Below are 26,984 nucleotides of genomic sequence, written 5' to 3' on the forward strand. Positions count from 1 at the left end.
ACCCGGGAGATCGGCAGGATGATTCAGGATATCCAGGCGAAGACCCGCGACGCCGTGGAACAACAGTCGGCAACCACCACGGCCATCGTCCACAATATCCGCGAGATCCGAACGATCGTTGAGGAAAGTGCTGCCGGCGCCCAGGATACATCCCGCTCTGCCGGAGAACTGGTGCAACTGGCCGGCGGGCTGGAGAAGCTCACCGGCCGGTTCCGGCTGGCCGGTTGACGGAGGAAGAGTGGTCAGGGTGAGATAAAGCGGCGTTCCAGCAAGGGCGCCGCTTTTTTTGTAGACGCCCTTCAGGTTGAACCATCGCACCACCGACACGAGGGAGCAGGGTATGGGTTTTTTCGCTCGTTTGAGACGAAAGCGGCTTGCCAGTCGGGAGTTTCCCTCTGCGTGGCTCGGGATCATCGAGCGAAACGTCCCCTTTTACCGGAAGCTCCCGCCGGAGGACCGGCAGGAGCTTCTGGGGCACGTGCAGATATTCCTGGCCGAAAAGCACTTTGAGGGTTGTGGCGGCGCCGAGGTGACAGACGAGGTGCGGGTGACCGTCGCCGCCCTTGCCAGTATCCTTCTTCTCCACCGCGCAACCGACTATTACCCGCTCCTCTCCTCCATCGTCATCTATCCCGACGAATACGTGGGGGAGCGCCGCCGCTGGGACGAGGCCGGGGTTGTCACCGAGGGGCCGGAATCCCGCATCGGCGAATCATGGGAGCAGGGGACGGTGGTTCTTTCGTGGCAAGATGTGCTCCTGGACGCCGAGGCCCCCGACGATGCCTTCAATGTGGTGTTTCACGAATTTGCCCATCAACTGGACCAGGAGGAGGGGATTACCGACAACGAGGGATTCCTGCCGAGGCTTCCCGAGGGGGACCGGTGGCGGGAGGTGTTCGAGGGGGAGTATGAGCGGCTCCTAGCCGATGACGAGGCGGGGCGCTGGACCCTCCTGGATCCCTACGGGGCGGAGAGCCCGGCCGAATTTTTCGCGGTGGCCACGGAAACCTTCTTTGAGATGCCCGGGGAGATGAGGCGGGAGCATCCGGACCTCTACGAGGCCCTCAGCCTCTACTACCGGCAGGACCCTGCATCGTGGAGTTGATGAAAAGGAATGAATAGGTGGCGGATCAGTTCTCCGCCACCTCGATCTCCACGTAGGGTGAAAGGTTCGGATCGCTGGCATGGCGCAGGGTCACTTCCGTATAGACAAGCTTCTTGTCGATGTAGCTGTACCCGGAGAGAACGATGACCTGGGCCGAGGTTTTGATGCCGAACACCTCGGCTGGCGAGGGAGTGCTGTCGGCATCGCCGGCAACAATGACGGTCCGGTGGAGTTCCTTGAGCTTGGTGTCGAAGAACTGTTCCACCGCCTTCAGATCCCCCTTCACGGCATAGACGACTTGGCGGCGCTCGCCGTCGTTCTGGAGCACCGCCCTCACCTTGGAGCCGGGAAAACGGCCGGTTTTCGGTTCGGGAGCAACAGGTTCCACCGCCGGGATGATAGCGACCCGCTTCCATGTCTTTCCGAAATCCTCCTTCAGCGGGATGGTGAGATCGTTGATGGAGACGGAGAGGGGCATGAGGGGGAGATTGGTTTGGGGATCCCGGGCGATACCCTCGGAAATCTCGATGGTGTCAGGCACCCCGGCCACCGGGCGGGTCATGGTGATGGCCGCGTCAATGACGGTTCTGTCCCAGGAAAAATCGCCATAGTAGGCGGCGCCGTAAACGTTGACCCCCCGCTGCAGCAGCCCTTGGTTGAACTTGCGGACCGCCCTTCCGTTAAGAATGAAGTCTGTGGTGAAGGTGAGGAGCCGCGTCCCCCCCTTTCCCCCAGTCACCTTCGCCTCTCGATGATTGATGGCCGGGGAAAAGATTTGAAGCAACTCCCGGCTTTCCGGGGCCGTTTCGCGTGCTTCGACCGCCAGGTATCCGGTCCCCTTGTCCGCAGGCTGCTCAAGGGCAAATGCCGGGGAGCTGACGGCCGCGAGGCCGGCGAGGATCAGGGAGAGTTTCACGCCATTCATGAAATTCGTGCGAAATGACACGGAATGATCTCCTTATGGTGTGGTTTATCTCATCGTGCCGGCGATACTGTTGGCAATGAGAGGATGCTCATTTTACATGGATCGGGGAAAATATCCAGAGTTTCGTTTCGCGAGTTTGAGTCCCTGCGGCAACAAGGCGTAATCCTTGAAGAGTGATGCCGCTTCTGCCGACAAGGCGGAGAGCAACGATACCCTCAGAGGCATGGGGCCGTCAAGACCTTAGAGTCACATGCAGGGATACAAGGGAGCCAATCTTTTTATACACCCATCCTGTTGATGCGTAAAGCTATAGATATCAACAAGTTGTGTGGGATAACCATCGTTGGTAACCGACTTAACGGGTTAGAAATTGTACATACTTTCTATACGTTTCCCTCCCTTCATGGCACATTCCGATCAGCCGCGAAATGTAAAAATACCTATAATCTCAAGTTGTTAAGAGAATAGTTCTCGCTGTTTTCTGTTCTGGCATGGCGGCTGCTATAGAAAAAGTCAAGACCCAGCGAATTCATCTCATCCGCAGAACCGGGAGGATGCCATGAAAACAACGCTCGCCACCATGATTACCCTGATTACCGCCTCATCAGCATTCGCCGCCAGCGGAGCGGAGTCCGAAGGAAGCGGCCTTTTTCTGATCCTCTTCATCGGCATCGGCGCGCTGATAATCGTCGGTCAAATGCTGCCCGGCCTGACGCTGTTCGGCTCGATGCTCAAGGGGCTCTTCTCTGGCAAGGATGCCGAATCCCGCAACTGACCGGCAGAAAGGCTGCTGCCCGCAATCCCGCATCCCTGTGCGGAAAGGGGGAACCGTCATGGAAGAACTGCTCATCGCCGAAAAGGATCCGGCCACCCGCCAGCAGATGGCGGAACACTTCATAAAGGAAGGGTATTCGGTCACGGTCACCGACTCCCTTCCCAACACACTTTCCAATATCCTGAAAAAGGTGACGCGGGTCGTCCTGCTGGGGGCGAAATTCGATGAACTCCCCACCTTCGACCTGATTGACCTCATGAAAAAGTGCAACCAAAAGCTGGCCATCATCCTGGTGTCCGATGAACTCCCCCTGCCGCTCCTGCGCAAGGTTCGCAGCAGCGGAATCTTCTATCACGCTCTCAAGCCGTCGGGGCCTGAAGATGTGGAGGAGATCTGCCAGGCAGTTCGGTGCGCCTTTGGCAACGGCATGAAAGGCCATGCGGCGCGATAGACGGCAACCGCCCACGATGTTCGCAGAACTAAGGAAAAGGAGGATGTCATGAAAAGCTCGGCCCCCATCATCAACGCTCTGGTACTCCTCTTTGGCTCCGTCTCGTCTGTCTTTGCAGCCTCGGGCGCACGGGAAGACAACAGCGGCATCTTCGTCTGGATTTTCCTCGGGTTCTGCGCCCTGATCGTGGTTCTGCAGCTCGTGCCGGCAGTGCTCATGATGCTGGGAATGGCCAAGGGGCTCAAGAGGGAGTCGCCCCAGGAGCAGAAGGCAACCCACTGATCGGCAGCACAACAATCCGGGTATCGTGAACGAGGGGGGTGATCCAGGGTCACCCCCCTCTGCTTTTCTCTCCCTCCCTGGCACTTGCATCGCTTTCAACCCGCCCTATACTCAATGCAGGAACTATCTGACGGGGTATCCCATGAAAAATGCGGCGACGTTCATCATCGTGGAGCTTGAGGGTCGAAAGATCAGGATCCCGGAGGGGCTGACAGTGATCGAGGCCCTCTGGGACACGGGACATGACGTGAAGCGGGGGATCGGCTGTCTCTCGGGCCTGTGCGGCGCCTGTACGGTGGCCTTCATAGAAAAGGGGAGCTCGAAAGTGAAGTTTGGCCTCGGTTGCCAGAAGGTGGCGGAGGATGGACTGAACGTCATCATGATGCCCTGTTTCCCGTCCCGGGCTGCCCGCTATGCCATGGAGGCCATGGCGCATCCGCTGGAGGAGTTGGGGGCACACTATCCCGAGCTTTACACCTGCAACGACTGCGGTGCGTGCAACGTCTGCCCGGAGTGGATCAACGTCGCCGGGGTGATGAAGTTCGCCAAGGACGGGGATTACGAGGCCGCGGCATCCCGGGTGACTGACTGCATCATGTGCGGTCTTTGTGCCTCCCGCTGCCCCAAGAGCATCGCTCCCCAGTATGTGGCCCTCTATATCCAGCGGGCCCTGGCCAGGGAGCGGCCGTTTCCCCCTAATCTTGCCAAGAGGCTGACTCAGATGGAATCGTTTGTCTTCGAGGCGGAATGGAGCCGGATCGTCGCCATGGGGGATGATGAGCTGAAGGCCTACTGCGCGGTCATGGAGGGCCCCTAGCATGTATCCGGATTCATTGTGCGATTCCATAGCCATTGTCGATGCCACCCGGGAAAAGCGGAAAGGGGAGGAGTTGCCAAGGCTCATCAGTACGGAGATGGAAGGGCTCCTCGGGCGGTACCACCCGGACTACCGGGAAGCGGGGTTTCGGAACCTGAGGGTCGGCGTCAACCGGGGCGACCGCACGACCCATGAGATCGCTGACCTTCTGGAGGCATTCAGCAACCTGGACCACTCGAAGATCAGCCTCGAACCCGAATTCGACACCGATGTGCTGGTTCTCGGCGGTGGCGGCGCGGGGGTGACGGCGGCTCTTTTCGCCGAGAGCATGGGGGCGCGGGTGATCCTGGCCACGAAGCTGCGGGTCGGTAACTCCAATACCATCATGGCCCTTGGCGGGATGCAGGCTTCGGTCCACGAAGACGATTCACCCGCCAGACATTTTGCCGACACCATGGGGGCGGGGAAATTCGCCGGGAAGAGGGATCTGGTGAAGACCATGGTGGAGGACGGGCCGGCCATCGTCAAGTGGCTCCTGGAGATCGGCGTCGATTTCGACCGGGACGAAGAGGGGAACCTCGCCACCCGCAAGGCGGGGGGGATCACTGCCCCGCGGATCATCTCCATCGGCGACTATACCGGCCTGAACATCATGAAGGTGCTGAAGGACGAGATCCGGAAAGGTGAGGGTATCGAAGTCATGGAGTTCGCCCCGGCGGTGGAGCTTACCACCAACGGGTTCGGCGAGTGCAACGGCGCCGTGCTCTTCGACCTGGGGAGGAAGCGGCATTTCACGGTGCGGGCGCGGGCGGTGGTCCTGGCGACCGGCGGTTCGGGGCGGCTCCACTTCCAGGGGTTCCCCTCCTCCAACAACTTCGGCGCCACCGGGGACGCCATCGTCCTCGCCTACCGTGCCGGGGCCAGGCTGGAGGGGATCGACTCGTTCCAGTATCATCCGACGGGCGTCATGTTCCCCGACCACATGGTGGGAGTCCTGGTGACCGAGGCGGCCCGGAGTCTTGGCGGCCAGCTGGTGAATGGGAAGGGGGAGCGGTTCATCAACGAGCTGGAGACCCGCGATGCCTGCTCCGCCGCCATCATCCGGGAATGTGAGGAGGGAAACGGCGTCAGGACGCCGGCCGGCAAGGTGGGGGTCTGGCTCGACACTCCCCTCATCGAAGAGACCCAGGGAAAGGGATTCCTCAAGAGGCGCTTCCCCTCCATGTACCGGCATTTCATGCGGGTGAAGATCGATATCTCCAAACGCCCCCTCCTCACCTATCCCACCCTCCACTACCAGAACGGCGGCATTCTTATCGACGAGAAGGGGGAGACCACGGTGAGAAATCTCTTCACGGCAGGGGAGGCCGCAGGGGGAATCCATGGCCGGAACCGCGCCATGGGGAATTCGCTGCTGGACATCTTCGTATTCGGCCGCCGGGCGGGGCTGGCGGCGGCAAAGCGGAAGTACAGCGAGCCGGGGAACGTCACCCTCGGCCATGTCTATCGCTACTACGACCGGCTCAAGGCGCTGCGGATATCGAGCGTTGCCACCTCGCCGACCCTCTTTCCCGAGTTCATCGTGAGCAAGCTGTAGTCACTGTTCCTGAACAATCAGAAATAGGTTACTTGCAGCAGCGGCGCCTCAATCCCCCGGTCCGCTCCGGTGGTGTCGGAGATTTCGATAAGGCCGGGGGTGACGGGTCCCAGATCCTCCAGAATCCGCACCTGAAAGTCGGCCAGTCCCAGCCGTTGCGCTTCCACCATGAGTGACGTTACGTCAACCGACACGTGCTTGCCGACGCCGACGTCGGTTCGAGAAATCGGCGGCACGATGGTGGTGGAGGCGAGCGGCGGCAGGAGCGTGCGGTCGAAATAGGTGGCGCGCAAGGGCTGCTGGAACGATACGAGCTCGATCCGGATCGGTATGGTGCCGGTGGTCGGCTGGATGCTGTTAATGACTATATCGAGAAATGCCGAATCGATAACTGCGTTGGCCGGGACGCCATTGGTGCCCCCTAGGGGGAAGTGGAGAAATGCCCGGAATTCCGTGAGTGTCACGGGATCAATGCCGGCAAAGACGCTTTGCACGCCTGTGGTCATCCCCTGGGTGATCGCATACGTATTGGGAGCAGTCTGTTCGATGTCGCCGTCAAGGGCTGGGTCGCTGAGAATCTGGGAAACAAAGGTGGGAGGCGGAGTGCTGTGGCCATCGCCGCAGCCGGACATGGAGATGACGAGCCAGACCAATGTAATCGCAAGAAATACCCTTTTCATTGCTCCCTCCATTCTATCGCGCTGGTTCATACCCACGTTTAAGCTTCGCCATGCGTGCAGGGCCACACATCGAATACATTCATAAAATATCATAGGTCGAGCCGAGTACAAGCAAGGCAACGGCGGCTGTCGTTGGGGAAGGGTAGCGCGGAGAGGTGGCACGAAAAAGACTGGCCCGGTCCTGGATGTGGCAAAAAAGAAGGTTCACGGCGAAAACCGTGAACCTTTGTTGTTGGTGGAGCCACCGAACGGATTTGAACCGTTGACCTGCCGATTACGAATCGGCTGCACTACCCCTGTGCTACGGTGGCGAATGAGGAAAAAATAAATACCGTACTTTGTCTGTCAAGTCAACGGCTAATCGGCCGGTCAGTGGCCGGCGGCCCGCTGCTTTTCCATGGCGTCGTCCATGACCTTGTAGGCGCAGAACTCACCGCACATGGTGCAGGCGCCGTGCTCGGCAACGCCCGATTCGGCCCGCAGTCGCCGGGCTTTCTCCGGGTCGAGGGAGAGGTTGAACTGCCCTTCCCAGTCGAGCTTCTTGCGACATTTTGCCATGGCGATGTCCTTCTCCATGGCCCCCCTGACCCCCTTGGCGATGTCGGCGGCGTGGGCCGCGATGCGGGAGGCGATGACCCCTTCCCGGACGTCCTCGACGCTCGGCAGGCGCAGGTGCTCGCTGGGTGTCACGTAGCAGAGGAAGTCGGCGCCGGCCGAGGCGGCGATGGCCCCGCCGATGGCGCAGGTGATGTGGTCGTAGCCCGGCGCGATGTCGGTGACCAGGGGGCCGAGGACGTAGAAGGGTGCTCCGTGGCAGAGGCGCTTCTGGAGGAGGATGTTGGCCTCGATCTGGTTGAGGGGGACATGGCCCGGTCCCTCGATCATGACCTGGACGCCGGCGGCTTGGGCCCGCTGGGTCAGTTCACCCAGGATGATCAGTTCGTGGATCTGGGCCCGGTCGGTGGCGTCGGCCAGACAGCCGGGACGGAACCCGTCCCCTAGGGAGAGGGTCATGTCGTAGGCCTTGGTGATCTCTAGGAGCCGGTCGAAGTGCTCGAAGAGGGGGTTCTCGCAGTTGTTGTAGGCCATCCACTCCACGGTGAAGGCGCCGCCCCGGGAAACCACGTCCATGAGCCGTCCTTCGTTCTTCATCCGCTCAACGGTGGAGCGGGTCACGCCGCAGTGGACGGTGATGAAGTCGACCCCGTCCTCGGCGTGCTTGATGATCCCCTCGAAGATGTCGTCCACGGTCATGTCGACGATGGCCTTTTTCTTGGTGCGGACCGCGTCGAGGGCTGCCTGGTAGAGGGGGACCGAGCCGATGCAGGCGTTGGTCTCGGCGATGATTGCGCGGCGGATTTCGTCCACGGGGCCGCCGGTGGAGAGGTCCATGATGGCGTCGGCGCCGTGGCGGACCGCAACACGGGCCTTTTCCAGTTCCTTGGAGATGTCGGTGTCATCGGCCGAGGTGCCGATGTTGGCGTTCACCTTGGTGCGGAGCCCCTTTCCCACGGCCAGGGGGCGGCCATTGCCATGCTTGATGTTGTGACAGATGATGATGGTGCCGGCGGCGAGCCCCTCGCGGATGAACTCGGGGGAAACCCCCTCGGCCAGAGCGGCTTCCTTCATTTTGTCGGTGATGATTCCCTGGCGGGCGTATTCAAGCTGCGTCGTTGCCATGTGCTGATACTCCTTGGTTTGATTGAACGCTGAATTCGTGAGGCGAGGAAACCTGCCTCTGCTCAGAGCGCCCTCCTTCTGCCGCTCTAAGGCTCGTTACGCTACAGCCGATCAACTCACCCTGCGGGTTCGGACACGATCGGCTGTGGCCGCTCCATGTCGCCAAGAGCGGCGACGAAAGAGGGCACATTCGCTCCGTCAGGCTCCCTCGCCTCACGGATCTGGTTGGACAAAACGGTATTACCGGTCCCCGGTCCCCGGTCCCCGGTCCCCGACTTCAAGCGCGGCGAGGAGGTGGTTCACCGGCCCGTGCCCCCGGCCCAGGGGCTGGCCCAGGCGGATTGCGGCGGTGACGAACTCCTTGGCGCGGCCAACGGCCTCCCGGAGCGGCTCCCCCTGGGCCAGGTAGGTGGCGATGGCCGCGGCGTAGGTGCAGCCGGTTCCGTGGGTGTTCTTGCTGAGGATGCGGGGGGCGGTGAAACGGTGGAAGGCGGAGCCGTCGAAGAGGATGTCCACCGCATCACCGGCCACCAGATGCCCCCCCTTGACGAGGACGTTGCGGGCACCGAGACGGAAGAGGCGCCGGGCCGCCTCCTGCATCCCCTCTTCGTCGACGATGGTGAGCCCCGTGAGCCGTTCCGCCTCGGGGATGTTGGGGGTGAGGAGGTAGGTGCGGGGCATGAGGCGGTCCTTGAGGACGTTCACGGCTCCCCGGTCGATGAGGGGGGCGCCTCCCTTGGCGACCATGACCGGGTCCACCACCACGATCCGCTTCCGGTACTCGGTCAGCTTGTCGGCCACGGTGGCGATGATTTCGGCGGAGAAGAGCATGCCGGTCTTTACCGTGTCCACGGGGATGTCGGACAGAACCGCATCGAGCTGGTCGGCCACGAAGGAGGGGGGGACGCCGTGGATGCCGGAAACTCCGCGGGTATTCTGGGCGGTGAGGGCCGTGATGACCGATGAGCCGTAGCTCCCCAGCAGGGTCGCGGTCTTGAGGTCGGCCTGGATGCCGGCCCCGCCCCCCGAGTCACTTCCTGCAATGGTGAGCACAGCCCCCCGGGGATGTAGTGCGCGCCGGTTGAAGAGAAGGCCTAGCTCCGTCGCGGCCAGGAACGGGTCCGGATGGGCGAGAACCGCCGAGATGACCGCCAGGGCGTCGGCTCCGGCGTCGACCACCCGCGGGCCGTTGTCCCGGGTAATCCCGCCGATGGCGACAATGGGGATCATGATCCGGTTGCGGATGGCTGCGAGTCCCTCGGGCCCGGCCAGGTGCTCGATCTCTTTGCTGTTGGTGGGGAACATGGCGCCGAAGCCGATGTAGTCGGCCCCCGCCGCCTGGGCCGCCAGGGCTTCTTCCATGGTATGGGTGGAGACGCCGATGATTTTCCCCGGTCCCAGTTCGCGCCGGGCAATACGGGGGTCGCCGTCCTCCTGCCCCAGGTGGATGCCGTCGGACTTGAGCTGCAGCGCGAGATCCAGGTCGTCGTTGACGATAAAGATCACCCCCCGCCGGCTGCAGAGGTCCCGCAGTTCCTCACCCACGGCGTAGCGCTGGGCTCGGTCCTTTCCCTTGTTCCGGTACTGGATGATGCGGACCCCGCCATCGATTGCCGCCTCCACCCGCTCCGCAAGGCGGTCGCCGTGATCGGTGACCAGGTACACCCCCCGGATGGGGGAGTCCTGCTTGTCGCGGTTGACGACCAGCCGGAGATTGTGACCGTTGCTGCCCATGGTGATCTCCCAAACAAAAAAACCGTGACGATGGTCACGGTCCCAGAACTCAACGAGGTAAACGAGGTCTCTGGCCGCTTCCCTACGCCGGCATTACCCGGATCAGGTGGTAAGGGTTCGGGCGGTGCCCGTCTCAGTTCTCGAAGAACTCCCCCAGCAGGCTGTTTCGTGTAGACAAAGCTAACCGAATTTTCCCGTTAAGTCAATGGATTTAACCCGTTTGCCCCGGGAGGTTTTTGCCCTGAAGGGGGAGTGTATCCACGGTCAGGTTCATGCTTTACACCACCGGCGGGAAGTGGTAGGAAAAGGGGCATGGACAGTCGCCCCACCATTGCCGAAATCGATCTTGCCGCCCTGCGTCATAACTTCGAACAGGTGCAGCGCGCCGTTCCCGTCGGATGCGGGATTCTTGCCATCGTGAAGGCCGATGCCTACGGCCACGGCTTCATGGATATCTCCCGTGAGCTGGAATCTCTGGGGGTGACCGCCTTTGGCGTGGCGTTCCTGGCCGAGGGGATCCAGCTGCGCAAGAGCGGCATTGACCGGCCCGTCCTGATCCTCGGCGGGGTCTACCCGGGGCAGGAGCGCAAGTGCGTCGGCTTCAACCTCTCCACCGCCGTCTTTTCCCTGGAGCAGGCGCGGGTCCTGAACGACACCGCCGCCCATCTCTACCGCAAGGCGAAGATCCACGTGAAGATCGATACCGGCATGGGGCGGCTCGGGGTCGCCGCGGCCGAGGCCCCCGCCTTTTTCCGGGAACTGCGGGAGATGAAATCCCTGGAACTGGAGGGGATTATCTCCCACTTCGCCTCCGCCGACGAGCTGGACGAGGACGGCCGCCGCTTCTCGGACCGCCAGACCGCCACCTTTGCCCAGGCCGTGGCCGAGGCCCGGTCCCTGGGGCTCGATCCCCGCTATGTCCACATCGCCAACAGTGCCGCCGCTTTCGGTATGGACCTCCCCTTCTGCAATCTGGCCCGCCCCGGAATTGTCCTCTACGGGGCCCTTCCGTCGGGGGATTTCGAGGGGAAGCTGGCACTCCGGCCCATCATGCGGCTGCGGAGCACCGTGGCCATGCTCAAGTGGGTGGAGCCCGGCACCAGTATCAGCTACGCCCGCCGCTACACGGCCCCGGACCGGCGCCTTATCGCCAGTGTTCCCGTGGGGTACGCCGACGGCTACAACCGGGCCCTGACCAACCGGGGGGAGGTCCTGATCCGGGGCACGCGGGCCCCGGTGGTGGGGACCGTCTGCATGGACTGGATCATGATCGACGTGACCTCTGTCCCCGGCGTGACCGTGGGGGACGAGGTGACGCTCCTTGGCTGCGACCGCCAGGGAAACTGTGTGCGGGCCGAGGAACTGGCCGCCCGTGCCGGCACCATCCCCTACGAAATTTTCTGCGGCATCAGCAAGCGGGTGCCGCGGGTCTACCTGAACGCGACCCGGTGACTGTGATGATCAAGCTGACATCCCTCGTAAAAGCGGCCGGCTGAGCGGCCAAGCTGGGCCCGGCGGGCCTGGAAGACGCACTGAGTGGCATCCTGGGGAAGGGAGACGATCCGAACCTCCTCGTGGGGCCGGAGACCGCCGACGACGCGGGGGTCTACCGGATAGGGGAGGGGCTCGCCCTGGTGGATACGGTGGATATCATCACTCCTCTGGTGGATGACCCGTTCACCTTCGGCCGGATTGCGGCGGCCAACGCCCTCTCCGATGTCTACGCCATGGGGGGAAGGCCGGTGACCGCCATGAACCTGGCCTTCTTCCCGGCCTGCACCCTGCCGGGACAGATCCTGGCCGACATCATGGCCGGTGGCCTTGACGCGGTGCGGGAGGCGGGGGCCTGCCTCGTGGGGGGGCACACGGTGGAGGACCACGAGCTGAAGTACGGCCTCTCGGTCACCGGCCTCATCAGTCCCGGGCGGATCGTGCGCAACTGCACGGCCCGCCCCGGCGACCGGCTCATCCTCACCAAGCCCCTGGGGACGGGGATAGTATCCACAGCCATCAAGGCCGACATGGTTGCACCCGGCGTTGCCGACGAGGCGATCCGCTGGATGACGCTCCTGAACGCTTCGGCTGCGGGGCTCATGCTGGAATGCGAGGCTTCCGCCTGCACCGATGTCACCGGTTTCGGCCTTCTGGGGCACGCCTGCGAGATGGCCCGGGGAGCCGGCATGACCCTCGAAATTGCCCTTGACGCCGTTCCCGTCATGGGAGGGATCATGGATCTGGTGGCCGACGGCCTCGTTCCGGCCGGCTGCTACCGCAACCGTGATCACTATACCCCCTTAGTCTCCGTTTCCGCCGGAGCGGGAGACCGGCTCATCCCCCTCTTCGACCCCCAGACCTCCGGGGGGCTCCTCATCACCCTTTCGCCGAAATCCGCCGACTCCTTCCTCTCCATGGCCCGGGACCGGGGGTTCTTTGCCGTCGCCGTGGGTGGGGTTCTCCCTCCCCGGGAGCATGCCGTTGTCATCGACTGATCGGCTTGCCATTGCCGTTGACCTTGGCACCACGACCCTGGCTGCCTCCCTTCTCGATACGGCCACCGGCGAGCGGTTGGCCGTTGCCGGCAGCCTGAACCCCCAGCGTGAATTCGGTGGCGATGTCATTGCGCGCCTCGATGCTGCCTGCCGTTCCGAAGAGGCCCGACACCGGATGGCGGAGTTGGTCCGCGGGGCGATTGGCCGCCTGGCGGGGGAGCTTCTGGAGAGCGTCGGGAGATCTCCGGAGCACCTCGTCACTATGGCGGTGGCCGGCAATCCCGCCATGGAGCATCTTCTGCTGGACCTTCCGGTTGATGCCCTCGCGTTCCCCCCGTACCGTCCCCTCTTCACCGCCGGCAAAACCGTTCCCGCTGCCGGGCTCGGCTGGGACCTTCCGGCGGAAGTTTTCCTCTTTCCCCTCCCCGGCGGCTTTGTCGGCGGCGATACCGTGGCGTTCCTCCATGGTGTCCCCGGTCCCCCGTCCCCGGTCCCCGGTCCCCGCCTCTACCTCGATCTGGGAACCAACGGCGAGATGGCCCTGGCGGCCGGCGGAAAGCTCCTTGCCACCTCAGCCGCTGCTGGGCCCGCCTTCGAGGGGGGGAACTTGGCATGCGGCATGGCGGCGCTTCCCGGCGCCATCAGCGGGGTGGCTCTTGAAGGGGATCGCCTCTTTCTCACCACCGTCGGGGGGAAGCCGGCCTCGGGCATCTGCGGTTCAGGTGTCATCGCAACGATTGCACTCCTTCTGGAGCAGGGGATCATCGACACAACGGGGCGACTCCTGCCGCCGGAGGAGATCCCGTCGAGCATCGGCAACCGGGTTACGACCATGGGGGATGAGCGGGCCTTCGTGCTCCATCGGGACGCCACGAGGGCGGTCTGGATCTCCCAGGAGGACATCCGCCAGGTCCAACTGGCCAAGGGGGCGATCCGGGCCGGGATGGAGGTCCTCTTCGACCGGGCGGACATCGGGAGCGGGGGGGTGGCGAGCGTGGTTCTGACCGGTTCCTTCGGCGCCGTTCTCGACCCGCATAGCCTAAAAAGCCTTGGAGTCTTCACGGAAAACATGGTACAAACGACGAGTTTCGTCCGGGAAGGGGCGCTTCGCGGCGTTGAGCACGCGCTCCTTACCTCCGGGGGGCTTGCGGCGGTTGACCATCTTGCCGGAACGATCCGCGTCATACCACTTTCCGGCACCCCCGCCTTCGAGAAGCACTTTCTGCAGCATATCAACTTCCCGCATACAATCTGACAAACCCAATCTATTCTTTTCAAGGAGTGACCCATGGCAAAGATTACCCGTGCGCTTATCAGCCTTTCCGACAAGACCGGCATCGTAGAGTTCGCCAAGGAACTGGCCGGCTACGACGTCGAGATCCTCTCCACCGGCGGCACCGCAAAGCTCCTGCGGGATGCCGGCTTGGCGGTGAAGGACGTGTCCGAGCATACCGGCTTCCCCGAGATGCTCGACGGTAGGGTGAAGACCCTCCACCCGAAGGTCCATGGGGGACTCCTGGGGATGCGGTCCAATCCGGAGCACGTGGCTACCATGAAGGAACATGGCATCCTCCCCATCGACATGGTGGTGGTGAACCTCTACCCCTTCGAGGCCACTGTGGCCAACCCCGCTTGCACCCTTGAGGACGCCATCGAGAACATCGACATAGGCGGCCCCACCATGCTCCGCTCCGCGGCCAAGAACAACGCCGACGTGACGGTCATCGTGGATCCGGCTGACTACCGGACGGTCCTTGACGAGATGCGGGCATCGGGCGGCTCCGTTGCCAAGGAAACCAACTTCCGCCTGGCGGTGAAGGTCTACCAGCACACCGCCGCCTACGACGGCGCCATCTCCAACTGGCTCGGTGCCCGGACCGGCGAGGGGGTCGCCGCCTATTCCGACACCATTACCCTCCAGTTCAAGAAGGCCCAGGAGATGCGCTACGGCGAAAACCCCCACCAGTCGGCCGCCTTCTACGTGGAGCGACAGGTGCAGGAGGCGTCGGTGGCCACGGCCCGCCAGCTCCAGGGGAAGGAGCTCTCCTATAACAACATCGGCGACACCGACGCGGCCCTGGAGTGCGTGAAACAGTTCAGCGAAGGGCCCGCCTGCGTCATCGTCAAGCACGCGAACCCCTGCGGCGTGGCCATCGGAAAAAACCTCCTGGAGGCCTACGACCGGGCCTACGCCACCGACCCCGAATCGGCCTTCGGCGGCATCATCGCCTTCAACGGCGAGCTGGATGCCGAGACGGCCAAGGCCATCTGCGACCGCCAGTTCGTGGAGGTGATCATCGCCCCGGCGGTTTCCCAAGCGGCCGTGGAGGTGGTGGCGGCCAAGAAGAACGTCCGGCTCCTGGAGTGCGGCATATGGCCGGCCCAGCCGGCGCAGCGCCTCGATTTCAAGCGGGTGAACGGCGGACTCCTGGTTCAGGACACGGATCTCTCCCTCTCGGCCGAGCTGAAGGTGGTGTCGAAGCGCCAGCCCACGGCGCAGGAGATGATCGACCTCCAGTTCGCCTGGCGGGTGGCCAAGTTCGTGAAGTCCAACGCCATCGTCTACGGCAAGGACGGCATGACCATCGGCGTGGGGGCCGGCCAGATGAGCCGGGTCAACTCGGCCCGTATCGCCGCCATCAAGGCGGAGCACGCGGGGCTCCAGGTGCAGGGGGCGGTCATGGCCTCCGATGCCTTCTTCCCCTTCCGCGACGGCATCGACAATGCCGCCGCCGTGGGGATCACGGCGGTCATCCAGCCCGGGGGAAGCATGCGCGACGCCGAGGTGATCGCCGCCGCCGACGAGCACGGCATGGCCATGGTATTCACGGGGATGAGACATTTCAGGCACTAAGACGAATATTACGAAAATCCACCACGGAGATTTTTTATGAAAGTACTCGTTGTCGGCGGCGGCGGGCGGGAGCACGCCCTTGTCTGGAAGATTGCCCAGTCCCCCCTGGTTGAAAAGGTCTACTGTGCCCCGGGTAACCCCGGCATCGGTGCCCTTGCCGAGAATGTCCCCCTGGCGGTGGACGACCTCCCCGGCCTCCTGGCCTTTGCCAAGGGAAAGGAAATCGGCCTTACGGTGGTGGGGCCGGAGTTGCCGCTCTCCCTCGGCATTGTCGATCTCTTTGAGGAGCATGGCCTTCTGGTCTTTGGCGCCCGGAGGAACGCGGCCATCATCGAGGCGAGCAAGGCGTTCTCCAAGGATCTCATGAAAAAGTACGGCGTCCCCACGGCCGCCTATGACGTCTTCACCGAGGTGGACCCGGCTGTCGCCTTCATCGACAAGGTCGGGGTTCCCATCGTCATCAAGGCCGACGGCCTGGCCGCAGGCAAGGGGGTCATCATCGCCCAGAGCCGCGACGAGGCAGTGGCAACGGTGAACGATATGCTCTCCGGCAACGCCTTCGGCTCGGCCGGCTCCCGGGTGGTGATCGAGGAGTTCCTCGTGGGAGAGGAGGCGTCGTTCCTCGCCTTCACCGACGGGAAGACTATCATTCCCCTGGCCAGCGCCCAGGACCACAAGGCGGTCTTCGACGGCGACCAGGGACCCAACACCGGGGGGATGGGGGCCTATTCCCCCGCGCCGGTGGTTACCCAAGCCATCCACGACTTCGCCATGGCCGAGGTGATGCGCCGGACCGTGGACGGTATGGCCGCTGAGGGGCGCCCCTACCGGGGGGTCCTCTATGCGGGGCTTATGATCAACGGCAGCGACGTGAAGGTTCTGGAGTTCAACGCCCGTTTCGGCGACCCCGAGTGCCAGCCGCTTCTCATGCGGATGAAGTCGGACATCGTGCCGGTGCTCCTCGGCGTGGCCAGGGGGGACCTGTCTGGGGTTGCCATCGAGTGGCACGACAAGGCGGCCGTCTGCGTTGTCATGGCAGCCGGGGGATATCCCGCCGACTACCGGAAGGGGGACGAGATCCGCGGGCTCGACGAGGCTGCCGCCATCGATGACCTCTACGTCTTCCACGCCGGCACTGCTGCCGGGGACGGGAAGATTGTCACTGCCGGAGGGCGGGTGTTGGGGGTTACCGGCCTCGGCGCCACCGTGAGGGACGCCATCGATCGGGCCTACCAGGGGGTCGGGAAGATCTGCTGGGAAGGGGTCCATTTCAGGAAGGATATCGGGGCAAAGGCGCTGAAGCGGTAACCGGCGCACGGAATCGAGACTGCATACACAAGGGGTACGTATGGGTAATCCACAGGTTCTTATTGTCATGGGGAGCGATTCGGACCTCTCTATCATGGAGGAGGCCGCGAAGGTTCTCGACGAGTTCGGTGTGGCGTGGGAGATGCGCGTCGCCTCGGCCCACCGTTCGCCGAAGAAGGCTGCGGCACTGGCTGCAGGCGCTGCGGGAAGGGGGGTCAAGGCGATCATCGCTGGTGCCGGCATGGCTGCCCACCTGGCAGGGGTCATCGCCGCCGATACCGTTCTGCCGGTGATCGCCGTGCCGATCCCCGGCGGAGCCCTTAACGGCGTTGATGCCCTCTACGCCATGGTCCAGATGCCGGGCGGAATTCCCGTGGCCACCATGGCCATCGGCAAGGCTGGGGCCAAAAACGCAGGACTTCTTGCGGTACAGATCATTGCCCTCAGCGACCCGGCGCTCACCGCGGAGCTTATTGCCCACAAGCAGGCCATGGCTGATGAGGTGGAGGCGAAAGACAGCGCTCTCCAGGAGCGATTGCACAGATCCTAACCTGTTGTGTTGATTGTGTGTAATTCAATCGGAATGAACAACTTTTTGACTTGCAGGGTTACTCTTGACAAACAAAATTGCTCGGGTATAAGTTTCTGACGGTTTTTTACCAAACGCTTCAAGCAAAAGGGGGTACAACAATGAAAAGAATCATCGCATCTCTTGCCCTGTCCGTCTTCTGCGCCGGCCTTGCCTTCGCCGCTGACGAGCTTACCTTCAAGGCAAAGAACGGTGACGTCAAGTTCCCGCACAAAAAGCACCAGCAAGTGGTGGGCAACTGCAAGAAGTGCCACGAGAAGGGCCCGGGCAAGATCGAGGGCTTTGGCAAGGATTGGGCTCACAAGACTTGCAAAGGCTGCCACGAAGAAATGAAGAAGGGCCCGACCAAGTGCGGCGATTGCCACAAGAAGTAATGGTGTAGCAATCCGACAGAGCATGCGGTAGTGGAAGAGGGGATAACAGGCGCCTGTTATCCCCTCTTCTGTTTATTGACTGGTTTTGTATGAGAAAAAATTAAATATTTGTTTTTTGACGCGAACTTTGCTTATAATGAGTCCCGTCCGCGAGGACATTTTTTTTGACTAAATCCATAGGAACCTGGGAGCGTTACGTTGACAACCAGCAATCGCGGCTTTTTGGAAACCCTCTGGGATTTCTTCTGCTCTCTCAAGCTTGCCATATCCCTTCTTATCCTGTTGGCAGCCACATCGATCATCGGCACGATCATCCCCCAAGGGCCTCCCCCCCCCGAGTATCTTCAGACGATCAGCGAGGGGAAACACAAGTTCTACCAGGCACTCGGCTTTTTCGACATGTACCACTCCTGGTGGTTCATCCTCCTTCTCTATCTCTTTACGGTCAATATTGTTGCCTGTTCCATCAAGCGTCTGCCGCGGGTCTGGAAGGCCATTTCCGAGCCTACCCTGGTCATGGATGACAAATTTGAAAAAACACTGAGCCTGACCCACGACTTCAAGATGAATGGCGATGCAGCATCGCTTCGGGACAAGATGGTAGCCTTCCTCAAGGGTGAATTTGCCGCACCGGTGGTGACCGAGCGGGACGGAGAGTACCACCTCTTCGCCCAAAAGACTCCCTACAGCCGGCTTGGGGTCTATGTGGTCCACCTGAGCATTATCGTCATCTTTATTGGTGCCCTCATCGGCTCATTCTTCGGGTACAAGGCCTACGTCGAAATCGCCGAGGGTACCAGCACGTCGGTCGTTCACAACCGTGCGGACATGAAGCCGATTGATCTCGGCTTCACCGTCCGGTGCGATAAATTCACGGTTTCATACTACGATACCGGCGCTCCGAAGGAGTTCAAGAGCCTCCTGACCGTCATCGACGGCGGCAAGGTGGTGTTCGACAAGCGGCCGGTCATCGTCAACGATCCGCTTACCTACAAGGGGATTACCTTCTACCAGGCGAGCTACAGGCCGGCCGAGGGGGCGGGGCTCTACTTCTTCACGGTACGTGAACGCAAAGGTGGCGCGCCGGCAAAGATTTCGATCCAGCAGGGTGAGCGGAAAGTCCTTTCCGACGGCTCAACCATGCAGGTTCTCGAAGTTGCCCAGGAGGTGAGCAAGTTCATTCCCCAGTTCCAGGGACCGGCCGCGAGAATCGAAGTGACCCCCAAGGGAGGCGGCGCCCCCCAGGTCTTCATTGTCTTTCAAAATTACCCCGAGTTCGATGCCCAACGTGGCGGCGATCTGATCTTCAGTTATGACGGCTCCGAAGAAAAGATGTTTACCGGGCTCCAGGTGGCCAAAGATCCTGGGGTGTGGGTCGTCTGGGCCGGTTGTTTCCTCATGGTTGCCGGCTGCTGCATGGCGTTCTTCATGTCCCACAGGCGTATCTGGATTCGGGTGCGCAAGGGGGAGGTCACCCTTGGCGGCAGCGCTAACAAGAACCAACCGGGCTTCCAGCTTGCTTTTGACGCGCTGGTCGACAAACTGAAACAACAGTAACAGGGCGGAGGACCATTCAATGACCAGTTCCATGCTGTTCAATATCGCAACTTTTTCCTACCTGGTATCAATGCTCGCCTTCTTCACATTTCTGGCGGTGAAGAGCAAGCACGTGGGACTTGCCGGAAGCCTTGCGGCATACTTTGGCTTCATCGTCCACTCCGCCGCGATTCTATTTCGCTGGAAGGAGTCCTATGACATCGGGATGGGCCATGCCCCCCTCTCGAACCTCTACGAGTCGGTCGTCTTTTTCGCCTGGACCATCATCCTTATCTTCGGAATTATTGATCTCAAGTACAAATACCGGGTCGTGGGCGCCTTCGTGGTTCCCTTCGCGCTCCTCGGGATGGCCTGGGCCCAGTTGGGGATGGACAGCGGCATCCAGCCGCTGGTGCCGGCGCTGCAGAGCAACTGGCTCCTCTACCACGTCATCACCTGCTTCCTGGGGTATGCCGCTTTCGCGGTGGCCTGCGGCATCTCCATCATGTACCTGATCAAGGCGGGCAAGGATGAGTCGGCGGGGAGCACCCAGTCCGGCGGAATAATCGCCATGTTTCCCTCCATCAAGATTCTCGATGACCTTAACTATAAGGCGATCATCATCGGCTTTCCGCTCCTTACGCTCGGCATCATAACCGGCGCCGCCTGGGCCAACTACGCCTGGGGTACCTACTGGAGCTGGGACCCGAAGGAAACCTGGTCCCTCATCGTCTGGTTCATCTACGCTGCCTTCCTCCATGCCCGCTTCACCCGCGGGTGGGTCGGCAAGAAGGCGGCCATCCTTTCCATTGTCGGATTTGCCGCAACAATTTTCTGCTATCTCGGGGTTAACCTTTTCCTTTCCGGGCTCCACAGCTACGGTGGAGGAGGGTAGCCTTCTCAAAGGGAATCACCTCTCCATGCCCGGCCTGCGATATTTCACAGGCCGGGTTTTTTGTGTCGCGCCTCGGGACGGCAGCCATTTTGCATTAAGAGCTACGGCGGGGTGTGGCCCACGTAAACTCCAATGGCACATCCCCTAAATTACTCCCCGGAGCCAAGCATTCGTCCCATGACAGCATCCTCCCTCTTTCTTTCCGTGAGCGCGGCCGCATTCTGGCTGCTGTTGACGGGCGGCGTTGCTGCTGCCACTTCTCTGCCCGGAGTGCCTGACGGCTGCGGTACCCGCTGCCATAAGAGCAAGGTGCGGGAGGCTTTTGTGCATGGCCCCGTGGGGTCCGACGACTGTATCTCCTGCCATAACCCCACCGGCCTGGAGCATCCGAAACAGCGCGGGGCGTTTCGGCTTGTTGCCGAGGGGGCGAAGCTGTGCTCCGTCTGCCACGAAGGAAAGGCGGACAAGAAGGTGGTTCACCCGCCTGTAGCCAAGGGGGCATGTCTCGATTGCCACGATGTGCACCAGTCCCCCTACCGGATGCAGCTCAAGGCGGACGGGGCAGCACTTTGCTTCGGCTGCCATGATGCGGAAAAATTCAAGGCATCGCATCGGCATGCGCCGGTGGCTGAGGGCTCATGCCTCGGGTGCCACGATCCTCATCAGTCCGATAATCGTGCGCTCCTCAAGGGGAGTGGCGCCGGGCTCTGTTTTATCTGCCATGACAAAAAAATGGCGGAGGGGGTGTCAATTCATGGTCCGGTAGCCGAAGGCGGGTGTACCGACTGCCACGCCCCTCACGGTTCGCCCTTTTACAAGATTCTGAAAAACGCTTTTCCCGAACAGTTCTACCTCCCCTATGCCCAGGAAAACTTCGCCCTCTGCTTCGACTGTCACACAAAGGATCTTGCCCAGGACAAGCGCACCGATACCATCACCGGATTCCGTAACGGCGATCGCAACCTGCACAATCTTCACATCAACAAGCCCGACAAAGGACGTTCGTGCAAGACCTGCCACGATCCCCATGCGGCATTGCAGCCGCGGCTCATCAAGGAGAGGATTCCCGGTTTCGGCACGTGGGAGATTCCCATCCGTTATACGAAAACCGACACCGGGGGCACCTGTGTGGCAGGGTGTCACAAGCCCAAGTCATACGACCGGCTTCGGGCAGTGAGAAATCCCTAGATGGAGGAACCATGTCCCGGAGAGGGATAACAGGAGTCGTGACAGCGGTGTTTCTCGGGTGGGCAGCCGTGGCGTTCGGGGGGGTCTCCTTTATCTATCCCGCGCCGAATGCCTGGGTCGAGCACTCCGATCATCTGATTCTCAAGCTGAACAGTACCGAGGTCACCGGCGTCCGGATCGGGGTGAACGGGCTTGTCAGCGATCTCCTCGTGGTCGGCTCGCCGGAGTATCGGCGGACTTTCCAGGATTTCCTTATTGTGCAGCCGGTGTGGGACCGTGGCCGCAACGAAGTGACGGTGGAAACCTTTATCGGCAACAACCGCGCGGAAACGGCCCAGGCCTCGGTTTACTTCGCTCCTGGCGCCAAAGCGTCCGATATTCCCCCGGAATTCAAGGCGAATTCGTTTCACCAGCCGGATTTGGAGGCCCGGTGCGTCGGATGTCACGACATGGCCCCCTCATCCGACAAGTCCTTGAGTACCCTGGCCAAGGAAAACCCCTGCATCGGCTGCCACCGGAAAATGCTCGACGTGAAATTCGTCCATGGCCCCGCCGGCACTTACTCCTGCGGTTATTGCCACAAGGAAAAGGCGACGCCCAAGTACGTGGTGACCAAGCGGGAGGCGGCCCTGTGCAACGAGTGCCACGGCGACAAGGCCGCCGAGTTCGCCAAGCGGAAGTATATCCACGGCCCCATTGCCGGCGGGATGTGCGAGGTCTGCCACGATTCCCATGGCAGCGCCAATTATGGGCAGCTCAAGGCTCCCATCAACGAGCTCTGCCTGTCGTGCCACGAGTCCATCAAGAAGACTCCCCACGTGGTGCGCACCACCACCGGCGCGGGGCATCCGGTGAGCGGTGCCAAGGATCCGTCGGCCCCCAAGACCGGCCGGGAGATGTCGTGCATCTCATGCCACAACCCCCATGCGGGCGATGCGCGGTATTTCTTCGTCAATAACTCCGAGGACCGGTTGCTGCTCTGCCAGATGTGTCATAATAAGTGAGGCCGGGACTGGGGATTGGGGACCAGGGACCGGGAAAGCCAGTACTACTCAGTAAATCTCATGGAGTGAGGGGAAAATATGAAAACAATACGAATCATCGGTAGATTTGTTGTGCTGGCGGCCATGGCGGCGCTCTTTGCCGGGTGTGCCGGGCAGCAGGTGAAGAGTGAGCAGCGCTTTTTCTGGCCGCCTCTGCCCGAGCGGCCCCGGATCGAGTGGCTGAATGCCTACAGCAGTCAGAACGATTTTCCGAAGAGTGCCACTGAGAAGTTCTTGACGACTATTATTGGTGAAGAAGAAGGGATATCACTCTCAAAGCCGATCACCGTCCGTTCCGATGGCCGGGGCAAGGTCTACGTGGGTGACCCTGGGGCGCCGGGAGTCTATGTGTTCGATTTTGTAAACAATATCATGCGACCCTTTGGCAAGGCCGAGGCCGAGGCACGCATTGAGCAGCCGGTCGGAATTGCCATCGACGAAAACGGACGTATTTATGTCTCCGACACGAAGAAGGCTGCCATCATGGTGTTCCATCAGGATGAAACCCCGGCAGCGCTTATCAATTTGAAGGGAACGGTCGAAAAGATAGGGGACATTGCCTATGACCGGGTCGGGAAACACCTCCTGGCGTTGGACGTGCGCGGGCATAAGGTGCTGGTGTTGTCCCTGAGAGGAGAGCTTCTTTCAAGCTTCGGCTCCCGCGGCACCAAGGCCGGGGAATTCAACTTCCCCAGCGCGCTGGCCGTTAACAACAAAGGCGAGATCATCGTGGCGGATGCCATGAATGCGCGCATCGAGATCTTTTCCGGCGATGGCAAATTTCTCAGGATGTTCGGCCAGCGGGGGGATTCGCCCGGGACCCTGCAACTGATCAAGGGGGTTGCGGTTGATTCCGACGACAACATCTACGTAACCGACGGCAAGGGGCATAAGTTCGAGATCTTCAGCACCACGGGCGATTATCTGCTGACGGTTGGGGGGGCCTTCTCGGCGCTTACCACCGGCAAGACCGCGCCCGGCGGATTTGTCATACCCCAGGGGATCGACATCGACAAGGACAACATGATTTATGTGGTTGATCAACTCAACCGCCGCTTTCAGGTATTCCGCTATATTTCCGATTCCTATCTGAAGGCGAATCCCATCCCCGGCTACACCCCTTCTCCCTGATGGCGGAAGCGGCCCTCCACCAGGTTTCTCTGGATGGAGGGCCGCATCGTGCCGCTCAAATCTCTCTTCTCCACCTTTCCAGCCTGCCGGATCCTGTGTCTCCATTCCATACCTGCTGTCGTCTTTCGCCAAACTTCCACGTCTCGGTGTCCGCCTCATCTCCGTAAATTTTACGCGAAATAGCTGAACAGGGGCCATCTGATTGACTGTTTCGGGGGAAGGTTTTGTCCGCAATCGTGGGGCGGTCAAGAAAAGGGTAAGTGCGGGAATCCCGGGCGTGGGGCTCGCAGATGGTGTATTTCAGACACTGGATGCGGTCGCCGGGGTGCGAAGGGTTCTTGTTGGAGCTTGTCGACGTTTCAGTGCTGAGGTTGGCATTGTTGTTGCTGTGGTTGTGGTAACACAAGAGATCCGTCGGGATACGGACAGCAGAGGATAGTGCTCGACAACCCACAATAACGAGGAGGAAGGAACAATGAAACGAAGGATTCTTATGGCAATGGCAGCGCTCGCACTGATGGGGATGGCTTCGTCCTCGGGTGCGGCACCCTCTGGATCGGTAAAAGGGATTAAGGGATCACCGCATGACCTGAGTTTTACCACTCCCGGTGCGAACCAGACCGACCAGGTCTGCGTCTTCTGCCATACCCCCCACAATGCGGTCCAGGCGGTCCCCCTGTGGAACCGTAACGCGTCGACAAACACCGCCGGCAGCTTCCAACTCTACACCTCATCCCAGACCTTTGACATGAAGCCGAATCCCTCCCGTAACGGATTCACCTCCGACAGTATCTCCCTCTTCTGCATGAGCTGCCATGACGGCAGCGCACTTGGCGGCAGCATGATCGGCGCCGAGCCGGCGGGGGTTACCAATGCTGCGCTTATACCGAATTTCGGTGCATCTCCGACTGCTGCGACGGGCATAGGTGCCAAAAGCACAAACTTCAGTACCGACCTGACCAAGTCGCATCCGGTCAACTTCGTGTACGATTCGACCAAGGACGCCGGTATCGTTGCCAACGCCACGCTACTTGCCGGTAAAAAATTCCCCCTGTTTAAGGCACTCGGCGTGGCCAATAACCTGGAGTGCGCCTCGTGCCATGCGGTCCATGGGCAGACAAACACTACCTATAACTATCCCAAGTTCCTCCGTTCCACCATGGCAGGGAGCGCCCTCTGCCTCGGGTGCCATATCAAGTAGGTTGTGACGAGCCGATGGAGAAGGCAAGCCCGTCTCCATCGGTTCTGTCAAACGGTCGTTTCCGGCCCGGCGTCCCCTCAGTGCCGGGCCGTTTTCCCCCTTGTCCCCGTTTCGGTGCCTGGTAGAGTCATGATTCGTCGCTCGCTCCTCATAACGTTTCTGCTGATGTCTGCGGTGCTGCTGCAGGCGTCCCGCGCGTCGGCGCGGCTGCGGGGCGATATCGAGCTGAACTATGTCTCCTACGAGGCGCAGGAAAAGGGGACGACGGTAACCGACGCCCATACCTTCAGCCAGCGCTATTCAGTGCTGTACGAAAAGAGCGGCGAACTGTACAGCGACCGCTTCGGTTTTTACAACGGCGCCCTCGGCTACGAGTGGGCCTCCTTCGATTCACGGGTCTACACCGCGGCGGACAGCGCCACGTGGAAACCTTCGACGAGCGCCGGCAAGATCCTGTTCAACGGTGAACTGGTGCTGGATCCGGCCGAGCTTCCCCTGAAGCTCAAGGTTTACTCCCGCGACATGACCACCTCGACGTTCACCATGGATTCTCTGCTGACCGAGGGGAGGAGTGGGCGGATTTTCGAGCCGAACATCATTACCTCACTGAACGGCACCGGGACCAACACCCTCACCGGGGCAACGATGGTATTGGGTGTCAAAAACGGCCTCACCAACGGCTATAACGCCATTTTTCGTCACATCCCCATGGTGCTCCTGGATTATCGGGATGAGCGGCACGAGGATTCGAGAAGCATCACGCCGGTCGACACCCGGTTGCGCAAGCTTGCCTTTGTCAGCCTCAACAAGCGCGACAACTGGTTCCACTACCGGACCACCCGCTTCGATGACTACATCAACCCGGGCCAGAGCTACCAGGAGAGCCAGGTGCAGTTGGGGACCGTGGACCACACGCTCCAGCGCCGCTGGATCGACCTCACCAACTGGCTCAAGATCTCCACTGATTTCCAGTACACCAAGCGGTCTGCCAGTCATAACGATGCCTATGACGTGAACTTTTTTGCCATGGCCCAGCGCAAGAACTGGGACGCCAGGAGTTTTCTCTCCTTCTCCCGGGAGCGCGAGGGCAACGAGATCCGTCTGGAGAGAAACATCCCCCTCTACCTGTCGGGGGCGTTCGGCATGGATTCCAGCTGGAATGCGTCGGTTACCCGGCGCGACCGCGAGGTAAAGCAGAACCGCCTGACAACGACGATCGACAACAACACCAGTGCCATGTTCCGGCTGGAGAGCTTCAAACGGTCTCCCTTTACCCTTTCCCAACGGTATACGGTCGAGGATGCCGAATCCAACGGGACAAAGACCCTGGGACTGGAAGCCCTGCTGGAGACCATGAGCACAAGACGCTTTTCCGACCAATTTACCGTGGGGGGGGGCTACAATATCCGCTATCTCGGTTCCGAGAGGGAGGGAGCGTCCAGCTATCTCTTCCAGAACGCCAGGGGAAGGCTCGGTTACCGGGTAAACCCGCAACTGACCTTGAACCTCGATGAATCCGTGACCGCGGTGCGGGGCAACAGCGCGGCACTGGCTGACAGCTACTCAATCACTACCCAGACCAACTTCGGCAACTCAAACGATGTGTTCCGCCGTGAGGAGCAGCCCAATGACTATTACCGCTCCGTCACCACTGCCGGCCTCTCCTGGCTCCCGCTTTCGCGGTTAACCGTCTCCCTGACTGCCACCGAAGATGTTCTCGTGAGTTCACAGGCCACTACGGACTACCTGACCACGGTGAACAACCGGGTTGACTACACCCTTGACAACCTGCGCTTGAACATGGAAAATCGCGTCTCTCTGCGCAGCAATGCCGATGGCCGCTCAACCGATCTGCAGCACACCGGCAGTGCCCAGTATACGCCGAACCGCTCCCTTGACGCCCTGGTGCGCTATATGATTTACAAACGGGACGAAAAGGGAAACAACTCCACCTATGTGGATCTGATGCAGAGGCTTACCTATTCGTTTTATCAGTTGGGCGGCCAGCAGCGTAAACTTCTGGAGCTGACCGAAGAGTTCACCATATCCCAGAGCGACACGATTTCGTCAACGTCAACGACCACGGGGAGGAAGCGCTTCCTGCTCGGCGCCCGGTATTATCCGCTCCGAAACCTGTACCTTGGCGGCAATGTCGCTTATTCGCTCTTGCTGCCAAGAAACGCCCCTGAATTCATCTACAACGGTTATGTGGGGCTCAATTTCCGCAAGTTTCAGTTCAATATCGACTACAGTTACGGAAAACGCAAGGATGATGAACGGGTCGAGAAGCGCCTGATGGCCTCCATGAAAAAGTCGTTCTAACCGGCTGC

The 26,984-nt window shown here is 61.0% G+C and carries 25 protein-coding genes, 1 tRNA gene and 1 riboswitch; of the genes, 21 read left to right on the forward strand and 5 right to left on the reverse strand.

The features are described from left to right. Window positions 1–18: 18 nt before the first annotated feature. Window positions 19–228: a hypothetical protein gene (locus KJB29_RS07005; protein ID WP_215733969.1), complete on the forward strand. Its 210-nt coding sequence runs from the start codon at window positions 19–21 to the stop codon at window positions 226–228. Between the two features lie 112 nt (window positions 229–340). After that, window positions 341–1,105, forward strand: coding sequence for a M90 family metallopeptidase (locus KJB29_RS07010; RefSeq protein ID WP_215733970.1), 765 nt, complete (start codon window positions 341–343; stop codon window positions 1,103–1,105). 25 nt (window positions 1,106–1,130) lie between these two features. On the opposite strand, the gene KJB29_RS07015 is transcribed toward KJB29_RS07010, so the two are convergent. After that, window positions 1,131–2,051, reverse strand: coding sequence for a hypothetical protein (locus KJB29_RS07015; protein ID WP_215733971.1), 921 nt, complete (start codon window positions 2,049–2,051; stop codon window positions 1,131–1,133). A gap of 538 nt (window positions 2,052–2,589) precedes the next feature. Between KJB29_RS07015 and KJB29_RS07020 the strand changes: the two genes are divergently transcribed. The 5 genes from KJB29_RS07020 to KJB29_RS07040 all read left to right on the forward strand — a co-directional run bounded on the left by KJB29_RS07020 (window position 2,590) and on the right by KJB29_RS07040 (window position 5,952). Beyond that, window positions 2,590–2,805, forward strand: coding sequence for a hypothetical protein (locus KJB29_RS07020; RefSeq protein WP_215733972.1), 216 nt, complete (start codon window positions 2,590–2,592; stop codon window positions 2,803–2,805). A gap of 58 nt (window positions 2,806–2,863) precedes the next feature. Beyond that, complete coding sequence (locus KJB29_RS07025) at window positions 2,864–3,256, forward strand: response regulator (RefSeq protein ID WP_004512850.1); 393 nt, start codon at window positions 2,864–2,866, stop codon at window positions 3,254–3,256. Between the two features lie 48 nt (window positions 3,257–3,304). Further along, window positions 3,305–3,538 (forward strand): hypothetical protein, encoded by a 234-nt coding sequence (locus KJB29_RS07030; RefSeq protein WP_215733973.1) that lies wholly within the window; start codon window positions 3,305–3,307, stop codon window positions 3,536–3,538. A 142-nt stretch (window positions 3,539–3,680) separates the two neighbouring features. After that, on the forward strand, window positions 3,681–4,355 hold the full coding sequence (locus KJB29_RS07035; RefSeq protein WP_215733974.1) for a 2Fe-2S iron-sulfur cluster binding domain-containing protein: 675 nt from the start codon (window positions 3,681–3,683) through the stop codon (window positions 4,353–4,355). A gap of 1 nt (window position 4,356) precedes the next feature. After that, window positions 4,357–5,952 carry an FAD-binding protein gene (locus KJB29_RS07040; protein ID WP_215733975.1) on the forward strand — a complete coding sequence of 532 codons (1,596 nt, stop codon included), beginning with the start codon at window positions 4,357–4,359 and terminating at the stop codon, window positions 5,950–5,952. Between the two features lie 17 nt (window positions 5,953–5,969). Here KJB29_RS07040 and KJB29_RS07045 read toward each other — a convergent pair whose 3' ends face one another. The 4 genes from KJB29_RS07045 to thiD form a co-directional block, all read right to left on the reverse strand. After that, window positions 5,970–6,632: a hypothetical protein gene (locus tag KJB29_RS07045; RefSeq protein WP_215733976.1), complete on the reverse strand. Its 663-nt coding sequence runs from the start codon at window positions 6,630–6,632 to the stop codon at window positions 5,970–5,972. Window positions 6,633–6,868: 236 nt separating this feature from the next. Then, window positions 6,869–6,943, reverse strand: a tRNA-Thr gene (locus tag KJB29_RS07050). Window positions 6,944–7,001: 58 nt separating this feature from the next. Next, complete coding sequence (gene thiC / locus KJB29_RS07055; protein WP_215733977.1) at window positions 7,002–8,312, reverse strand: phosphomethylpyrimidine synthase ThiC; 1,311 nt, start codon at window positions 8,310–8,312, stop codon at window positions 7,002–7,004. A 240-nt stretch (window positions 8,313–8,552) separates the two neighbouring features. After that, window positions 8,553–10,046 (reverse strand): bifunctional hydroxymethylpyrimidine kinase/phosphomethylpyrimidine kinase, encoded by a 1,494-nt coding sequence (thiD, locus tag KJB29_RS07060; protein WP_215733978.1) that lies wholly within the window; start codon window positions 10,044–10,046, stop codon window positions 8,553–8,555. Between the two features lie 62 nt (window positions 10,047–10,108). Continuing rightward, window positions 10,109–10,211: riboswitch (TPP riboswitch) on the reverse strand. Between the two features lie 147 nt (window positions 10,212–10,358). Between thiD and alr the strand changes: the two genes are divergently transcribed. The 14 genes from alr (at window position 10,359) to KJB29_RS07130 (ending at window position 26,976) form a co-directional block, all read left to right on the forward strand. After that, window positions 10,359–11,498 (forward strand): alanine racemase, encoded by a 1,140-nt coding sequence (gene alr / locus KJB29_RS07065; RefSeq protein WP_215733979.1) that lies wholly within the window; start codon window positions 10,359–10,361, stop codon window positions 11,496–11,498. Window positions 11,499–11,503: 5 nt separating this feature from the next. Next, window positions 11,504–12,535: a selenide, water dikinase SelD gene (gene selD, locus KJB29_RS07070; RefSeq protein WP_215733980.1), complete on the forward strand. Its 1,032-nt coding sequence runs from the start codon at window positions 11,504–11,506 to the stop codon at window positions 12,533–12,535. Then, a complete protein-coding gene (locus KJB29_RS07075) occupies window positions 12,522–13,790 on the forward strand; it encodes an ASKHA domain-containing protein (RefSeq protein ID WP_425514112.1) in 1,269 nt (422 codons plus the stop codon). The genes selD and KJB29_RS07075 overlap by 14 nt, the downstream gene beginning before the upstream one ends. A 33-nt stretch (window positions 13,791–13,823) precedes the next feature. Continuing rightward, window positions 13,824–15,389, forward strand: coding sequence for a bifunctional phosphoribosylaminoimidazolecarboxamide formyltransferase/IMP cyclohydrolase (gene purH, locus KJB29_RS07080; protein WP_215733982.1), 1,566 nt, complete (start codon window positions 13,824–13,826; stop codon window positions 15,387–15,389). Window positions 15,390–15,425: 36 nt separating this feature from the next. Then, the gene (purD, locus tag KJB29_RS07085) at window positions 15,426–16,697 is read left to right on the forward strand and encodes a phosphoribosylamine--glycine ligase (RefSeq protein WP_215733983.1); all 1,272 of its coding nucleotides are present in this window, start codon (window positions 15,426–15,428) and stop codon (window positions 16,695–16,697) included. Between the two features lie 40 nt (window positions 16,698–16,737). Then, the gene (gene purE / locus KJB29_RS07090) at window positions 16,738–17,247 is read left to right on the forward strand and encodes a 5-(carboxyamino)imidazole ribonucleotide mutase (RefSeq protein ID WP_215733984.1); all 510 of its coding nucleotides are present in this window, start codon (window positions 16,738–16,740) and stop codon (window positions 17,245–17,247) included. 140 nt (window positions 17,248–17,387) lie between these two features. Continuing rightward, window positions 17,388–17,660, forward strand: a complete 273-nt coding sequence (locus KJB29_RS07095; protein WP_004512838.1) for a cytochrome c7 — start codon at window positions 17,388–17,390, stop codon at window positions 17,658–17,660. Window positions 17,661–17,858: 198 nt separating this feature from the next. Next, window positions 17,859–19,217, forward strand: a complete 1,359-nt coding sequence (gene resB, locus KJB29_RS07100) for a cytochrome c biogenesis protein ResB (RefSeq protein ID WP_215733985.1) — start codon at window positions 17,859–17,861, stop codon at window positions 19,215–19,217. A 19-nt stretch (window positions 19,218–19,236) separates the two neighbouring features. Further along, on the forward strand, window positions 19,237–20,091 hold the full coding sequence (gene ccsB / locus KJB29_RS07105) for a c-type cytochrome biogenesis protein CcsB (RefSeq protein WP_215733986.1): 855 nt from the start codon (window positions 19,237–19,239) through the stop codon (window positions 20,089–20,091). A gap of 177 nt (window positions 20,092–20,268) precedes the next feature. Continuing rightward, window positions 20,269–21,279, forward strand: coding sequence for a cytochrome c3 family protein (locus KJB29_RS07110; protein WP_215733987.1), 1,011 nt, complete (start codon window positions 20,269–20,271; stop codon window positions 21,277–21,279). Window positions 21,280–21,290: 11 nt separating this feature from the next. Then, window positions 21,291–22,283, forward strand: a complete 993-nt coding sequence (locus tag KJB29_RS07115) for a cytochrome c3 family protein (protein WP_215733988.1) — start codon at window positions 21,291–21,293, stop codon at window positions 22,281–22,283. Window positions 22,284–22,361: 78 nt separating this feature from the next. Then, window positions 22,362–23,453 (forward strand): 6-bladed beta-propeller, encoded by a 1,092-nt coding sequence (locus KJB29_RS07120; protein WP_215733989.1) that lies wholly within the window; start codon window positions 22,362–22,364, stop codon window positions 23,451–23,453. 475 nt (window positions 23,454–23,928) lie between these two features. Then, window positions 23,929–24,654 carry a cytochrome c3 family protein gene (locus tag KJB29_RS07125; RefSeq protein ID WP_215733990.1) on the forward strand — a complete coding sequence of 242 codons (726 nt, stop codon included), beginning with the start codon at window positions 23,929–23,931 and terminating at the stop codon, window positions 24,652–24,654. Window positions 24,655–24,783: 129 nt separating this feature from the next. Continuing rightward, on the forward strand, window positions 24,784–26,976 hold the full coding sequence (locus KJB29_RS07130) for a hypothetical protein (protein ID WP_215733991.1): 2,193 nt from the start codon (window positions 24,784–24,786) through the stop codon (window positions 26,974–26,976). The last annotated feature ends 8 nt before the right edge of the window (window positions 26,977–26,984 follow it).

The sequence above is a fragment of the Geobacter grbiciae genome (assembly GCF_018531165.1).
Taxonomy (GTDB): Bacteria; Desulfobacterota; Desulfuromonadia; order Geobacterales; family Geobacteraceae; genus Geobacter; species Geobacter metallireducens.

What these genes read in the sequence shown, in the direction of transcription:
- KJB29_RS07005 (WP_215733969.1), top strand. Translation starts at nt 19, where the DNA reads ATGATTCAGGATATCCAGGCGAAGACCCGCGACGCCGTGGAACAACAG.
- KJB29_RS07010 (WP_215733970.1), top strand. Translation starts at nt 341, where the DNA reads ATGGGTTTTTTCGCTCGTTTGAGACGAAAGCGGCTTGCCAGTCGGGAG.
- KJB29_RS07020 (WP_215733972.1), top strand. Translation starts at nt 2,590, where the DNA reads ATGAAAACAACGCTCGCCACCATGATTACCCTGATTACCGCCTCATCA.
- KJB29_RS07025 (WP_004512850.1), top strand. Translation starts at nt 2,864, where the DNA reads ATGGAAGAACTGCTCATCGCCGAAAAGGATCCGGCCACCCGCCAGCAG.
- KJB29_RS07030 (WP_215733973.1), top strand. Translation starts at nt 3,305, where the DNA reads ATGAAAAGCTCGGCCCCCATCATCAACGCTCTGGTACTCCTCTTTGGC.
- KJB29_RS07035 (WP_215733974.1), top strand. Translation starts at nt 3,681, where the DNA reads ATGAAAAATGCGGCGACGTTCATCATCGTGGAGCTTGAGGGTCGAAAG.
- KJB29_RS07040 (WP_215733975.1), top strand. Translation starts at nt 4,357, where the DNA reads ATGTATCCGGATTCATTGTGCGATTCCATAGCCATTGTCGATGCCACC.
- KJB29_RS07045 (WP_215733976.1), bottom strand. Translation starts at nt 6,632, where the DNA reads ATGAAAAGGGTATTTCTTGCGATTACATTGGTCTGGCTCGTCATCTCC.
- thiC (WP_215733977.1), bottom strand. Translation starts at nt 8,312, where the DNA reads ATGGCAACGACGCAGCTTGAATACGCCCGCCAGGGAATCATCACCGAC.
- thiD (WP_215733978.1), bottom strand. Translation starts at nt 10,046, where the DNA reads ATGGGCAGCAACGGTCACAATCTCCGGCTGGTCGTCAACCGCGACAAG.
- alr (WP_215733979.1), top strand. Translation starts at nt 10,359, where the DNA reads ATGGACAGTCGCCCCACCATTGCCGAAATCGATCTTGCCGCCCTGCGT.
- purH (WP_215733982.1), top strand. Translation starts at nt 13,824, where the DNA reads ATGGCAAAGATTACCCGTGCGCTTATCAGCCTTTCCGACAAGACCGGC.
- purD (WP_215733983.1), top strand. Translation starts at nt 15,426, where the DNA reads ATGAAAGTACTCGTTGTCGGCGGCGGCGGGCGGGAGCACGCCCTTGTC.
- purE (WP_215733984.1), top strand. Translation starts at nt 16,738, where the DNA reads ATGGGTAATCCACAGGTTCTTATTGTCATGGGGAGCGATTCGGACCTC.
- KJB29_RS07095 (WP_004512838.1), top strand. Translation starts at nt 17,388, where the DNA reads ATGAAAAGAATCATCGCATCTCTTGCCCTGTCCGTCTTCTGCGCCGGC.
- ccsB (WP_215733986.1), top strand. Translation starts at nt 19,237, where the DNA reads ATGACCAGTTCCATGCTGTTCAATATCGCAACTTTTTCCTACCTGGTA.
- KJB29_RS07110 (WP_215733987.1), top strand. Translation starts at nt 20,269, where the DNA reads ATGACAGCATCCTCCCTCTTTCTTTCCGTGAGCGCGGCCGCATTCTGG.
- KJB29_RS07115 (WP_215733988.1), top strand. Translation starts at nt 21,291, where the DNA reads ATGTCCCGGAGAGGGATAACAGGAGTCGTGACAGCGGTGTTTCTCGGG.
- KJB29_RS07120 (WP_215733989.1), top strand. Translation starts at nt 22,362, where the DNA reads ATGAAAACAATACGAATCATCGGTAGATTTGTTGTGCTGGCGGCCATG.
- KJB29_RS07125 (WP_215733990.1), top strand. Translation starts at nt 23,929, where the DNA reads ATGAAACGAAGGATTCTTATGGCAATGGCAGCGCTCGCACTGATGGGG.
- KJB29_RS07130 (WP_215733991.1), top strand. Translation starts at nt 24,784, where the DNA reads ATGATTCGTCGCTCGCTCCTCATAACGTTTCTGCTGATGTCTGCGGTG.